Below are 14,406 nucleotides of genomic sequence, written 5' to 3'. Positions count from 1 at the left end.
ATTCTAAAAAAAGGCATCTTACTAAAAGACCAAAGCCTATAAAACATTGCTGAATTATAATTTTATGACTTAAATCCTAATTATTATTTTTATTTTTTATAAAAAACAATACATTTGGTGCTTAATAACAAAAAAACCATAAAACATGTCTATTTGGAAAAGAAAACCATTGGCTCAGCTTTTAGCAGAAGCAGCCGATTCTGAAAAGGGATTAAAAAGAACATTAACCGCTTGGACTCTAATCGCATTAGGAATTGGTGCCATCATAGGCGCAGGATTGTTTGTAAGAACAGCAATGGCTGCTTCACAAAATGCAGGACCATCTGTAACAATAGCTTTTGTTGTTGCTGCAATTGGATGCGCATTAGCGGGATTGTGTTACGCAGAACTTTCTTCTTCAATACCAATTTCTGGTAGCGCCTACACCTACACCTACGCAACTATGGGTGAATTTTTAGCCTGGATCATTGGTTGGGATTTAATTCTTGAATATGCAGTAGGAGCTGCCACGGTAGGAATCGCGTGGAGCGAATACTTAAACAATTTACTGGTCAATGTGCTCCATATGAGTCCAATTCCTTATTCATTATCGCATTCACCATTTCAGACTGATGCAGTAACTGGAGAACACGGAATGATCAACATCCCTGCTTTATTTATCGTTAGTGTTATTAGTTTATTACTAATAAAAGGAATACAAGAATCCGCTTTTGTAAATGGAATCATTGTAATCGTAAAAGTTGCTATTGTAATAATGATTATTATTATAGGATGGCATTTTGTAAATCCAGCAAATCACACTCCTTACATTCCAGCAAGTTCAATTTTCACAGATGAACATGGAATCGATCATAAATTTGGAGGATTTTGGGGAATAATTGGAGCAGCTGGAACCGTTTTCTTTGCTTTTATTGGATTTGATGCAGTAAGTACAGCTGCACAAGAAACAATAAATCCAAAAAGAAATATGCCAATAGGTATTCTAGGATCTCTAGCGATTTGTACTGTATTATACATTCTTTTTGCTCACGTATTAACTGGTGTTGCAACAATTGAAGATTTCAGAACTGGAGGAAAAGAAGCTTCTGTAGCATTTGCAATTAATAAATATATGATTGGATATGCTTGGTTAGGTCAATTAGTGACTGTGGCAATTTTAGCAGGGTTTTCTTCTGTGATTTTAGTTATGCTACTAGGACAATCAAGAGTATTTTATGCGATGGGTAAAGATGGTTTATTGCCTAAAGTGTTTAGTGATTTGCACCCAAAATACAAAACTCCATACAAAGCAAATATTGCAATTTTAGTAATTGTTGGTTTATTTGCTGCTTTTATTCCTGGAGATATCGTAGGAGACATGACAAGTATAGGAACATTATTTGCCTTTTCACTTGTGTGTGTTTCTGTTATTATTCTTAGAAAGAAAGAACCAAATATGGTAAGAGAATTCAAAACTCCATTTGTACCTTTAGTTCCTATTTTAGGGGTTATCACTTGTGTGTTAATGATGGCTGGTTTAGGCTGGACGAACTGGTTAAGACTTTTTGCATGGATGGCAATAGGTGTTATAATCTATTTTGTATACGGAAAGAAAAATAGCGTGTTAAACAATCCAAAAGAATAATTTTATTCTATAAACTAAAAAGGGACTATAAAGTATTCAACTTTATAGTCCCTTTTTTTATACATCTGAGTTTCATTTACAAATCAAAAACCGAAGTGCGTTTAGCCCGAATTAAATCTTTCAGACGAATCCAAAAGGCCAACGTCAAATAAACCGCAAACCACAATCCTACAGTAACAAAGGATAAGTATATAAAAAACAATCTTACGCTACTGGCACGCATTCCTAATGTGTCAGCTAAACGCGAAGAAACATGAAATCCATGTTTTTCAAAAAAGAATTTAAGCTTAATAATTGCAGACATTTTATGAATTAAGAATTAAGACAAAATTACAAAATTATCCTATTCACGATTTTCTAATTACTAATTATTTTTTTTCAATAATTCAATCCCAACAGCACATTCTAAACATTTACTTTTATTGCAATACTCATTTTTAAGTTGCAACAAAGATTGCGTCTCAAAAGCACTTTTTGCTTTTATTCCAAAAAAGCTAAATTTATCAACAATGGCATTTTTCTCCGGAGCTACTTCATTTAAAAGACTTATTAAATCCTCAGAAATTTCCTTTCCTTGACTTTTTGCATAAGCAAACTGTAGCGGAATTATCGTATTTATAATAATCAAATCAATAAAAGATTTAGAAAGTAATTTCTTTTTCTTCGGGCTTTCCTTATCAAAATGGTAATGATTTAACCAATAGTCTGAAGCAGATACCTGAAACACTTCATAAATGTCCTTTAACGAACTCAATGTATTTATTTTCGAAAATAAATTTTGCTGACTGTGATATAAATTAGCTAATTGTGATAATCTAATTGTTGGGAAATTATCAGGACGATGCTTAAAAAACTGAACTGGTTCTATAGCATTTTTCTCCAATTGATATTTATGCAACAAATAAAAATACCTGAATTTCAAATCTTTAAAATAATTATCTTCTTTTTCTGAATCCAATAATCCGGCAGTTCCAAAAAGTAAGGCTTCAAGATTTTCTATTTCAAAACTTTCTTTTCTTATGATGGAAAAAGGAATAGATAGTGCTATTTTTAAAAAAATTTCTCCATTGGTATTCAAACCAAAATTCTTAACTAAAAGGCAAAACAAAACAGATTCCCAATCTTGATTGGTTCGCTCCAATAAGTCGAATATTGGTTGGGACTTTCTTTCTAAACGTTCAAAAAACAATCGTTCCTGCCAGTTTTTTAAAGTAAATTCATCAATATCTACCAATTGTTTTTCGCAAAAAATCCAAGATTTTGGAGAGACAAGGGATTGGTAGTTGTCAATAGTTTCTTTTTCAACATATTGTTTGAGCTCTAAAACTGGGATTTCGGAGTTATTCCTCCTGAAAATTTCAGCATCGTGTTCCCAAACTACGTGAAGAATTACGTTTTCATAAGCTGAATCCCTCTCATGATGATGTACATACCAATCTGAAGATTTAAGATGGATTTCCACATTTCCAGCCCATTTTTGCTGTCCAATTGTAATTTGCGCATTGAAAAAATCAGGACCCGCTAATTCTAAATATTGCCCAACATTGATGATTGTGATTTCCTCCTCATTAGAAGTTTTCAAATTTAAGGCATCAAACTTCTTGAACTTCCAGAGGTAATGGAGAAAATCTTCTTTCATCTTACGATTTTTAGATAATAACTTAAAAATGAAAGACTAAAGTAATGAAAAAACCAACAACTTAACTTACAAAACAAAAACAATATTCAAGTTAATACCCCTAATTAGGATTGCTTCGTTCCTCGCAATAACAACTACCGCAATAAATACAATTTGGCACAAGCCCGAGCATCGGATAAAGCCTCGTGATGATTAAGTTGAATTTTCATTTCTCTACAGCAATCACTTAATTTAGTTGGTTTTAATCCTTTGGCTTTATAGATTTTCACCGTGCATTCCCAACGGGCTGCGATATTCAAATCATCATAATTCAAACCATAGAGCGCCATCGATTTAGCCAAAACATTTCTGTCAAAACTCTCGTTATGAGCAACAATAACTCTATTTTGCAGCCGTCTTTGTATTTCTGGAAATACTTGCGCAAATGATTTTGCATTAATAGTATCTCGCGGATATATCCCATGAACCTGAATGGTAAAAGGAGAATATAGATTATTTGGTGGTTTAATTAAACTGACAAACTCATCTACAATAATACCATTTTCTACGGTAACAATACCTACAGAGCAGGGATGGAATGCGGTTGCAGTTTCAAAATCTATAGCGGTAAAGGTCAATTTGATTTTAGATTTAGGATTAACGATTTTTGATTTCAGATTTACAAAAATACAATCATTTATATAAGTTGAAAGGATTCAACAAATTTCTTTTTTATTTCTTCTTGCATATTTTCAGTCACGGCCTCTTTTCGCCCTAAAACAAAAAACCTGCAAGACTAAAAAGGCCTTGCAGGAGAATAATATAAAAATTCTTTTTAAGACCTTATTTTATCGAACCAATAATATCATATTTGGTGATAATGTGGTGTCTTCCGTTGCCTAAATCAATTAAAACAGCTTCGTTTTCTTTGCTGAATAGCTTAGAAACTTCTTCGATTGGCGTACCTAATTTTACAATTGGGTAGGGTTTTCCCATGATTTCTCTAATAGGTCTTTCGGCTGAATTTTTGTCATCTACATAACTTTGAAATAAATCACTCTCATCCACAGAACCAACAAATCCGGTAATATCAATCACTGGAATTTGAGAGATTTTATATTTACGCATACGTTCAATAGCATGAGATACTAATTCTTCCGTACGAACGATTACTAATGGTTTGTCGATATGATCTTTGATTACGTCCTCGGCCTTTGTAATTTCTTCTTCAAGAAAACCTCTTTCACGCATCCAATCGTCATTGAACATTTTACCCACATAACGGCTTCCTGAATCATGGAAAAGAACCACAACGACATCTTCTGGTTTGAAATGCTCTTTCAGCTGTAACAATCCTTTTATTGCCGCACCAGCTGAATTCCCAACAAAAATTCCTTCTTCGAGAGCTATTTTACGGGTATAAACCGCTGCATCTTTATCCGTTACTTTTGTAAAGCCATCAATCAAAGAGAAGTCAACATTCAGTGGTAAAATATCTTCACCAATTCCCTCTGTTATATATGAATAGATTTCATTTTCGTCGAAAATTCCTGTTTCATGATATTTTTTAAATACTGAACCGTAGGTATCAATTCCCCAGATTTTAATATTTGGGTTTTTCTCTTTCAAATATTTTCCAACTCCGGAAATCGTCCCTCCTGTTCCAACACCAGAAACAAAATGTGTAATTTTACCACCCGTTTGTTCCCAAATTTCCGGTCCCGTTTGTTCATAATGCGCTAGGGAATTGGATGGATTATCGTATTGATTTACATACCAAGAATTAGGTGTTTCTTCCGCCAGTCTTTTAGAAACTGAATAATAAGAACGTGGATCCGTTGGTTCAACGTCAGTAGGACAAACCACCACTTTTGCGCCTACAGCACGAAGAATATCCATTTTCTCTTTGGATTGCTTATCTGAGATTACACAAATCAATTTGTATCCTTTTATAATAGCCACTAATGCTAATCCCATTCCCGTATTTCCTGAAGTTCCTTCAATAATAGTTCCTCCTGGTTTTAATCTCCCGTCAGCTTCGGCATCTTCAATCATTTTTACAGCCATTCTGTCTTTTACAGAATTTCCAGGATTGAAAGTCTCGACTTTAGCGAGTACTAATGCATCAACACCAGCAACAACTTTATTAAGTTTTACTAATGGCGTGTTGCCTATTGTTCCTAATATATTTTCTGAATATTTCATTTGAGTTTATAAGTTTACCGAAATCTGTTTACGATACAAAGATAGAATTAAAAAAATGTTTGGCAATTAGCAATTTCTTTACTTTTTAGCGCTGATGGTCCCGAAGCGTCGGGAGGCATCCTCGTAACGGAGTGAAGAGATACGCCCTTCGGCTTAGCTCTGGATAAACTACCAGCAGGAACGATCACCATTAAAATGCCGAATCATTCGCTCCAAAAAATTAATTGAAGAAATTCCAAACTAATCCAAAACGGATTGTAAAATCACGGTACGGGTTATTAGGTGAAGAATAAAAGTTATTTCCTGTCAAAGAAGAATTGAAATGTTCTGCTTTCAAATAAATTCTGGTTCTTTGAATTTTTGCGTTTATGAAAAAATCAAGGTTGGGATAGTTCCCAATTTCTTTTTTGTTTTGAACAAAAAACTCACCAATTACCGGATTGTATTCATTTCCAAAGTATTTAGTGAAATAATTCAGGGAAATACCGGTTTGCAAGAACAATGCATTCTTTTTGAAAAAATAACCCGAGTAGTAAAAGGTATTTCTGGTTACAATTTCAGGTACGTTTAAGATATTATCTTGCTGACCCACTTTTTGATATAAAATCGTATTATCTAACGCAAAACTTCCAAATTTAAATTCTTTGTTCGCTTTAATGGATAAATAATTTATGGTCTTGTCGTATTGTGTTGGTGCAACGATTTGCGTGCGCACCAGTATTTGAGCATCCGTTGAAACATCAGCAAAATAAAGATGATCGTTCAATATCGAATATTGCAGCGAAGCATTAACCCACGGCGTAATTGCATTGGCAGATACAGAATTTATTTTTTCATTCTTGAAATCATTCGACCAGTTGTATTGAACGTAACTGCTTTGGTACAAATCATAATTATTATTTGGCAACTTGTTTATGTTTTGATATTGAAATGTCAATTCCGTTTCGTCATTGTAATCGTATTTCAATTTAGCATCTAAATTTGACAACGATTGATTGGTAACGGATCTTGAATATAAAAATTTTCCATTCCACTTATTTTTTTGATACTCATATTGCCCCCCAATATTATTTATATTTTGGCTTAAAGAACTTGGCACCGTTTTACCATCAAAAATCAAAATCTGATTGTAGTAATAATTCGATCTAAAATCATCTGCGAAAAATTGGAATTTCCCTAAAGTTGTGTTTTCGTAAATTAGTCCCATTTTATTATACATTTTATTGTAATGGGTTTGATCATTTATATCACTGTTTTTAAAAGATTCCCCAAAACGGTAAACTATGGTTCCTCCTACAGCAGATGGAACTGTGGCTTGATTGTATTCGAAAAACTTATTTTCGTAATTAAATTGATGGCTTACATATAAATTATTAGCTCCTTTTGTAGCATTAATTCTAAAACTGTGATCTAAAAACACTCTTTTCCCTTTTAGAAATGATTTAGCATCATTCAAGAACACTTCTAATCTTTGTCTGTTAATAAACTTTGGATCTTTGCTTTCAAAATAACTATCTGTTGAGATTCCTCCATTTTCATGATTTAAAATATCTTGATAGGTATAATGCGCATTGGAATAATACCTTTTATTTTTAGTGTTGTAACTTACCGTGAATCTAAAATTTCCTGTACTTGACAATTGATTTATATACTGTCCTTCAGAACGCAATCCTTTATAAGCAATAGAAAAATTAAGATTTTCAGAAGTATTTAAAGTAATAAATGAATCTACTGACTGGCCTTTTTTTATGGTAGTTTTAAAATATAGTTCCGTAGCAGGAGTTGCCACAGAGCTGTATCTAATCTGATTTGCTTCCAGAAAATTAAAATGTTTTGCTTTGAATCCAAATTCTGGGAAAGGGGAAAAATCAGTTAAATTGTATTGCAGCGTATTATAAGTCTGTCCATCATTAGCAAAAGCTAAAAGTCCAAAAGTATCTTTTCTTAAATAATTATGACTGTATTCCCTTTGAATGCTCAACGAAGTATCAATATAAGTGGTATCTCGATCTATAGAAATAACGCGGTACTGATCTATCTTTGCAACGGGTTGTTTAGCTTTTTTTATAGAGTCCGAACTGTTGTATTTGCTCTCGGAGTCTAAATTCCCACTATTTTTTTCTTGAGAAAAGAGCAAGCTGGAGAATGATAAAAAAATAAAAAAAAAGAGTATTCTCATTAGTAGATTGTATAATTAGGCAATTGTTCTTTACTGTCTTAACACAGCAAAGGTAAATTAAAAAACATATAAACAAAAAACAGTTGAAAGAAGCTTTTTCCAAATCTATAAATTAATACTTACATCAAAATAAATTAAAATGACTTTAGATTGCAAATTGCTAAGGAGCATAACTAAAATCTAAAGAAAACATTTCCTAATATATGTATTTATTTTATGGTTTAAAACAAAAAAAACCGGCACTTAGTGCCGGTTTAAATAATTAAAGATAAAATAATTAATATCCAGGATTCTGTTGAATTCCAGGATTAGCATTCAATTCATCTTGAGGTACTGGCAATGCAAATTTAGTACTAGTTAAAGGTAAATTTGTAGGATTTGCAGCAGGATAATTAGCAGAACTTGAAGAATAATCAGCAGGATTTCTATCAATTCCTGCACCGGCTAAAACACCAAGTCTTTTTAAGTCAATAAATCTATAACCTTCAAATGCAAACTCTAACCTTCTTTGGTTTAATATAGCTTTCCATGCATTAGTTGCAGAAGTATAAACAGGTAATGCTTGAGCTACAGGAAATCTTTTATCCAAAATAGCCTTGATAGCGATTGCAGCACCAGGTAAATCACCTGCAGCTACTCTAGCCTCAGCTTTAATAAAATACATCTCAGATAATCTTACGATTTTAAAATCACTATTTAAATTACCAACAGATCCAGAACCACGGTGTTTACCAATAATCAATTTATCAGTATTTCTGTAATCAGCTGAAGTAGCATAATTAGGATCCGCAATCGATGAAGGGTGAACAATAGCAGACCTTCTTACATCAGTAGGATTAGCATCTAAAATATTGTACAAAGATCTTCCAATCTCAAAAAATGGAGAACCTGTGATTGTAGTGGTAACAGACGCATAACCATTCCCTAAATTTGTAGCCTGAGTAGACTGCTGGATTGTTCTTTTTAATCTAAAAATTACTTCAGTGTTAGCTGGTTCACTATCCGTGTGAAAAATACTGTTATAGTTAGTATCATTTGCCAAAACAATTCCAGAAGTAGTAATTACGTCATTAGCCCAAGTCTCAGCATTTACATAATCCCCTTTTAAAGCATAAGCTCTAGCTTTTAATGCTTTTGCTAAATTTTTATTAGGATATAAAGTAACAGCTGCACCTGTATATGGTGAAGTAGTTAAAGAATTAAATATAACTAATGCAGCATCTAAATCAGAGTGAATAGAAGTATAAAACTCTCCATTTTTACTTCTTGGTAAACCCGCATCTGTAGATAAAATTATCTTATCAGCTAATATCGCTGCTAAAGCATCATTGCTTTTAGGATCTGGAGAAAAATAAGAAAGCAATTTAATATGACATAATGCTCTAACAACTAATGCTTCTGCTTTCAATCTAGAGATTAAAGCAGCATCTGCCGGGCTAACTGGAGTTACTTTATCAGAAAAAGCGATAACACGATTAGCTCTTGACAAAGCATAATAAGAAGAATTCCATATTGCAGTTGGTGAAGCCGAGGAAGTGTTTAAAAAGAAAACATAATTATCACTAATTCCCTGACCACCATTTGCAAAACCAATACCAACTTCATCTGTAAAAACAGAACTGAAAATGATGTCTTCTCGGTTTGCTAGCAACCCATAAGTAGAATTCATTACTCTTTGTAAATCGGATGAAGCCGTAATTGCTACATCTTCAGTTAGAGAACCCGGAGTAAAAGGCTCTAGCAAATCATTATTACAAGAAACAAAAAATGCACCTGTAAATATAAATAATATAAATATTTTTTTCATTTTTATAAAATTATAAATTAAAATTTCAAGTCTACGCCAAAAGTAAATTGTTTTGCCGTTGGATATTGATACAAATCATTAACTCTTGAGCTTTCAGGATCAAAACCTTTCCATTTTGTGATATTAAGTAAGTTCTCACCTTGCAAAGTAAAAGAAAGATCAGTTAAGAAAGTTCTTTCTAGAAAAGCTCTAGGAACTCGATAACCAATCTGAGCATTTCTTAATCTAACATACGACGCATCTCTCAAAAAACGATCAGAACTATTGTCAGCTGTTGCATTAGCAGCTTTTAATGAAGGTATGTTAGAGGCAGTATTAGTAGCAGTCCAAGCATTTGCTAAATCATCTGTTACGTTAAAAGTACCAATATTATCTGTGCTGTATAAATTCTCTAAATCACTATCAAATCTCCAAACATCTTGTGCAAATGTAAACGTTGACGATAAAAAGAATCCTTTATAGTCAAAATCAAAACCAAAACCACCTTGATATTTAGGAACATTGTTTTTACCAAATGCTTTTCTATCCGAGGCTTTAGGAGCTTCTGTAGGGTTTCCGTTAATATCTTCAAACAATAAATTACCGTTTACAGGGTTTACACCAATATAATGATAGACAAAAGGTTCATTAATACTTCCACCATTTTGTGTAATATAAACAGGTTCTGTATCCTTTAAAATTCTACCATTATTAGCTTTAATACCATCCACTTTGTTATCATTTACAGAACCGTTAGCACGTAATGTTAAAGTAACATCTTGATTTTTTATAACATCAACACCTAAACTCAATTCAAATCCTTTGTTTGTAACAGTAGCATCCGAATTTTTTAGAATTACATTTGCAGGAAGTGCAGCATTTCCTGGAAATCCTACTCCAGGAACTATAGGCTCTTGCAAGAATAAATCAATTGTTTTCTTATTATAATGATCAAAAGACCCTCTAATTCTGCCTTTATATAACTCAAAGTCTAAACCAATATTATATTGTTCAGTTGTTTCCCATTTTAAATTAGGATAACCAAAAGCAATATTATAACCAGTTCCATTATTATAAGCATTGTTTGAACTAGAGTAAATATCTGTAAATGCTGGTGGGTTAATACCTTGATAAATATTACCATCAACAATCCTTTGGTTACCTACAGTTCCTATAGAACCTCTAAGTTTTAAAACATTTATAAAATCTACTGATTTAATAAACCCTTCTTCTTCTAAATTCCATCTTCCACCAACAGACCAAAAATCACCGAATTGGTTGGCTCCAACAAATCTACTTGAACCGTCTCTTCTAAATGAAGCTACAACTCCGTATTTTCTGTTAAAATCATAATCAAAGGAAGTAAAATAACCGATTAAATCATTTCTCAACTGTTGTGCTGAAATTTGTGGTACATAGAAATCATTTGCAGAAGTATCCCCTATGTATCCTGAGCCGCTGTTAGGTACAAAAGTTTTAGGATCTAAACCTCTTTGTCTAAGATTATTTACATTCAATCTTGAGTGATTGTATTCAGAAGCTGCTGATAAATTAAAAGTATGTTTTCCGAAAGTCTTATTGTATTCTAATTGAAAAAGGTTATTGAATAAAAACTCTCTTCTTTGATTAATATCTTCAAAACCTCCAAACAGTTGACCCGGCTGTAAAAATAACAATGCATTGAATGAACCTGGAAATTCAGCTTGGTGAAATCTAGTAGACAACAATTGTCCTGAAGTACGCACTCTTCCTGTGAAACCTTTTGCGAACTCATAAGATAATTCAGTAGCTACATCTATTCTAGTCTCTTCAGTTAAATTTTCATATTTTTTCAACTTATCAACTAACATCAAAGGAGTGTACAACAATGTACCATCTGCATTATACAAAGCAAATAATTGCGCAGAATTTTGATATTGACTTGGAGAAACATAAGGAGCACCTAGGTAAGCACCTGTAACATAATTTCTATTAATCGCTCCAGTACCTAAGTTAGTTGCCTCATTATTTTTTGAGTGACCAAAAGCGGTATTTATTGAATATTTGAATTTTTCGTTATCCGATTTTCCGTTTAAGTTGTTTCTAACCGTAAATCTCTTCAAATTAGTAGATTCAAGAACTCCTTGCTGATCATAAAAACTAGCAGATGTATAAGAATTTATACTTTTATTATTGTTTTGAATACTAATATTATGGCTTGTAGATGTTCCTTGATTGAAAAAATAATCAACCCAGTTTGTATTTACCCCGTATGCTGCAATTTGAGCATCTGTTAGAGTAGATCCTAAACCAGCACCATAATTTTGCTCAATTTTTAATAATTGTTTTGCATTAGCGTAACTATATTTAGGTTTTTGCAATTCGCTAACCCCAAAAGATGATGAATATCTAAAAGTAGTTTTTGGTTCACTGTAACTTCCTTTTCTAGTTCTAATAACAATTACACCATTCGATCCCCTAGATCCATATTCAGAAAGTGCCGCAGCATCCTTCAAAACATCTAGACTAGCGATATCATTAGGGTTAATTGATCTAAAGCTATCACTGTTTGAAGGAAAACCATCAATAACATATAAAGGGTCTGTATTACCATTTACGGTTCCAACTCCTCTAATGACAATAGCTGATTTAGCTCCTGGCTGACCAGTACTTGCAGTAATGTTTACACCCGCCAACTGACCTTGAATAGTATTCAAAACGTTTGCATTTGGTCGGTTTTCAATTGTTTTACTGTTGACGGTTGCTGCAGCTGTAACGGCTGTTTTCTTACTAACAGTTCTGTACCCTTGAATTACAACTGTTTCCAAAGCCTTTGCTTCATCTTGCAATTTAACACTCACTGTTGTATTAGAACCTACAACTCTGGTAGTTTGTGACATTCCTACAAAAGAAAATACTAAAACATCTCCAGTATTAGCTTTTATGGAATACTTACCGTTTAAATCAGTTTGAACACCTGATTTAGTACCTTTAATCAAAACGTTTGCTCCTGGTAATGTTCCATTACCATCTGAAACAACACCAGTGATTGTTTTTTCTTGGGCAAACATAAATTGCATTGACAATGCCAATACTAACGAAAAAATCCATTTGAATTTTAATCTCATTTTAAATTATTTTGAATTAGTTATCTTGCAAAACTGACAATAAAAATTTAATTAACCTAAAATTAACAAGAAAAAATATAATTTTAACATTTGTTAATGGTTATGTTAAACAATTAAGCTAAAGGAAAAAGTCTTTTCTCTCTATATTTGTCAAAAAAATAATGCTCGAAAGCAATTTTTCAAAATTTATACTTGAATCAGGAACTGACGAAGCTGGCCGTGGCTGTCTAGCCGGTCCAGTTACTGCAGCAGCGGTAATGTTGCCATGCGATTTTGAGAATGTAATTCTGAATGACAGCAAGCAATTATCAGAAAAAATCAGAAAAAAATTAAGACCCATTATCGAGCAACATGCCATTGCGTTTGCAGTAACACACCTTGAACCTGGAGTAATTGACGAAATCAATATTCTGAATGCGTCTATAAAAGCCATGCAAGAAAGCATTCTAAAACTCGATCCAAAACCGGAATATATAATAGTAGATGGAAATGCGCCATTTATCCATAAAAAAGGAATAAAAAACCGTGGAGGAAAAATTTTTACTAACGCTGAACTCGAAATTTTAAATTCGATTCCAAATACAAGTATAGTAAAGGGAGATTCTAAATATATGAGTATTGCTGCTGCCTCAGTTTTGGCAAAAACGTATCGTGATGATTATATGGATCGCATTCATGAGGAATTCCCGATGTATAATTGGAAACAAAATAAAGGCTATCCCACCAAAGAACATCGGCAAGCAATACGGAAATACGGCACAACAAAATACCATCGAATGACATTTCGATTATTACCGGAACAGTTAAAATTAGAAATTTAGATTTTTGACTGCTGATTAACAATTTCAGATTTCTCAAAAGTCGCTTCAAAAAGTTTTGAGAAATGTTTCAGAATTTTTTCTTTGACTTCTTCTTCATCTACTTTTTCGACTCCAAGCTCGACATTTAACGATGTCACCGCTTTACCGCGAATCCCACACGGTATAATATTGTCAAAATAACCCAAATCAGCATTTACGTTAAGTGCAAATCCGTGCATGGTTACCCAGCGGGAAGCACGTACGCCCATGGCACAAATTTTTCTGGCAAATGGAGTTCCTTCACCCAACCAGACTCCGGTTTCCCCTTCGCTTCTTCCGCAAACAATTCCATACTCTTGAAGGGTAAGAATAACGGCTTCTTCCAGAAAACGCAAGTATTTATGAATATCAGCAAAGAAATTTTCTAAGTCAATAATTGGATAGCCCACAATTTGTCCCGGTCCGTGATACGTAATATCACCACCACGGTTGATTTTATAAAAAGTAGCTCCTTTTGATTCGAGCTGTTTTTCTGATAACAATAAATTACTTAAATCACCACTTTTCCCTAGAGTATAAACATGAGGGTGCTCCACAAAAAGAAAGTAATTGGGAGTTTCCAAATTAGTTTCTTCTCTCCTATTTTTAATTTTTAAGTCAACGACTTCTTTAAACAATTCTTCTTGATATTCCCAAGTTTCTTTATAATCTTTCGTTCCTAAATCTTTGAGTCGGATGATTTTGTTCATTTTTTTTGAAATTCCAAAGGTTTTGAGGAGCAAAGGTACAAAGGTTTAAAATATGAATTTTGAAAATTAGACCACAATTTACATGACAAGAACAATAAATGGATATTAATAATCTATTTTTTAGAATTATTAATATCCATTTATTCCCCTATGGAATCGAGCAAAAAGCTGTAAATACTTACTTTCTAGTTTGTCATTAATACAATAAATAACTAAATAATTTACCCGTTGGGTGTAATTAAATGATTTGATTTTTGATATTATTTATTGGTCTATCAAAGATAAATTTATTGATATATTGAACCAATGTTAATGCTGTTATTTTTGCTAAAATTCTT

The 14,406-nt window shown here is 32.9% G+C and carries 10 protein-coding genes and 1 pseudogene; 2 read left to right on the top strand and 9 right to left on the bottom strand.

Annotated elements, in window-relative coordinates; translation table 11 throughout:
* The first annotated feature begins 145 nt into the window (after positions 1-145).
* A complete protein-coding gene (locus tag ACFX5F_RS10830) occupies positions 146-1,624 on the top strand; it encodes an amino acid permease (RefSeq protein WP_379852059.1) in 1,479 nt (492 codons plus the stop codon).
* 76 nt (positions 1,625-1,700) lie between these two features.
* Here the strand turns inward: ACFX5F_RS10830 and ACFX5F_RS10825 are convergent, their stop codons facing one another.
* From ACFX5F_RS10825 to ACFX5F_RS10795, 7 genes are all read right to left on the bottom strand, one after another.
* Positions 1,701-1,928, bottom strand: a complete 228-nt coding sequence (locus tag ACFX5F_RS10825; protein ID WP_073203519.1) for a PspC family transcriptional regulator — start codon at positions 1,926-1,928, stop codon at positions 1,701-1,703.
* 60 nt (positions 1,929-1,988) lie between these two features.
* A complete protein-coding gene (locus tag ACFX5F_RS10820) occupies positions 1,989-3,263 on the bottom strand; it encodes a DUF2851 family protein (RefSeq protein WP_379852058.1) in 1,275 nt (424 codons plus the stop codon).
* A gap of 134 nt (positions 3,264-3,397) precedes the next feature.
* Positions 3,398-3,880, bottom strand: coding sequence for a 3'-5' exonuclease (locus tag ACFX5F_RS10815; RefSeq protein ID WP_379852057.1), 483 nt, complete (start codon positions 3,878-3,880; stop codon positions 3,398-3,400).
* Between the two features lie 205 nt (positions 3,881-4,085).
* Positions 4,086-5,447, bottom strand: coding sequence for a pyridoxal-phosphate dependent enzyme (locus ACFX5F_RS10810; protein ID WP_379852056.1), 1,362 nt, complete (start codon positions 5,445-5,447; stop codon positions 4,086-4,088).
* Positions 5,448-5,667: 220 nt separating this feature from the next.
* Entirely contained in the window at positions 5,668-7,626 is a 1,959-nt protein-coding gene (locus ACFX5F_RS10805) for a putative porin (protein WP_379852055.1), read from the bottom strand.
* 277 nt (positions 7,627-7,903) lie between these two features.
* Positions 7,904-9,433 carry a RagB/SusD family nutrient uptake outer membrane protein gene (locus tag ACFX5F_RS10800; protein WP_379852054.1) on the bottom strand — a complete coding sequence of 510 codons (1,530 nt, stop codon included), beginning with the start codon at positions 9,431-9,433 and terminating at the stop codon, positions 7,904-7,906.
* A 17-nt stretch (positions 9,434-9,450) separates the two neighbouring features.
* Positions 9,451-12,519, bottom strand: coding sequence for a SusC/RagA family TonB-linked outer membrane protein (locus ACFX5F_RS10795; RefSeq protein ID WP_379852053.1), 3,069 nt, complete (start codon positions 12,517-12,519; stop codon positions 9,451-9,453).
* Between the two features lie 161 nt (positions 12,520-12,680).
* Between ACFX5F_RS10795 and rnhB the strand changes: the two genes are divergently transcribed.
* Positions 12,681-13,340, top strand: a complete 660-nt coding sequence (rnhB, locus tag ACFX5F_RS10790) for a ribonuclease HII (RefSeq protein ID WP_379852052.1) — start codon at positions 12,681-12,683, stop codon at positions 13,338-13,340.
* Here rnhB and lipB read toward each other — a convergent pair.
* Together lipB and ACFX5F_RS10780 are read right to left on the bottom strand one after the other, a co-directional pair.
* Positions 13,337-14,068: a lipoyl(octanoyl) transferase LipB gene (gene lipB, locus ACFX5F_RS10785; RefSeq protein WP_379852051.1), complete on the bottom strand. Its 732-nt coding sequence runs from the start codon at positions 14,066-14,068 to the stop codon at positions 13,337-13,339. The genes rnhB and lipB overlap by 4 nt on opposite strands.
* Before the next feature lie 238 nt (positions 14,069-14,306).
* Positions 14,307-14,406: pseudogene (locus tag ACFX5F_RS10780) on the bottom strand (IS982 family transposase); the annotation flags it as partial.

Origin of the sequence: Flavobacterium zhoui (assembly GCF_042787235.1) — a bacterium.
Taxonomy (GTDB): domain Bacteria; phylum Bacteroidota; class Bacteroidia; order Flavobacteriales; family Flavobacteriaceae; genus Flavobacterium; species Flavobacterium zhoui.
The sequence above is the reverse complement of the archived record's forward strand: the minus strand, read 5'-3'. Positions and strand labels throughout refer to the sequence as shown.

Bases quoted from the DNA above. Each gene is read 5' to 3' on its own strand.
- ACFX5F_RS10795 (WP_379852053.1), bottom strand. From the start codon at position 12,519: ATGAGATTAAAATTCAAATGGATTTTTTCGTTAGTATTGGCATTGTCA.
- lipB (WP_379852051.1), bottom strand. From the start codon at position 14,068: ATGAACAAAATCATCCGACTCAAAGATTTAGGAACGAAAGATTATAAA.
- rnhB (WP_379852052.1), top strand. From the start codon at position 12,681: ATGCTCGAAAGCAATTTTTCAAAATTTATACTTGAATCAGGAACTGAC.
- ACFX5F_RS10820 (WP_379852058.1), bottom strand. From the start codon at position 3,263: ATGAAAGAAGATTTTCTCCATTACCTCTGGAAGTTCAAGAAGTTTGAT.
- ACFX5F_RS10805 (WP_379852055.1), bottom strand. From the start codon at position 7,626: ATGAGAATACTCTTTTTTTTTATTTTTTTATCATTCTCCAGCTTGCTC.
- ACFX5F_RS10825 (WP_073203519.1), bottom strand. From the start codon at position 1,928: ATGTCTGCAATTATTAAGCTTAAATTCTTTTTTGAAAAACATGGATTT.
- ACFX5F_RS10810 (WP_379852056.1), bottom strand. From the start codon at position 5,447: ATGAAATATTCAGAAAATATATTAGGAACAATAGGCAACACGCCATTA.
- ACFX5F_RS10800 (WP_379852054.1), bottom strand. From the start codon at position 9,433: ATGAAAAAAATATTTATATTATTTATATTTACAGGTGCATTTTTTGTT.
- ACFX5F_RS10830 (WP_379852059.1), top strand. From the start codon at position 146: ATGTCTATTTGGAAAAGAAAACCATTGGCTCAGCTTTTAGCAGAAGCA.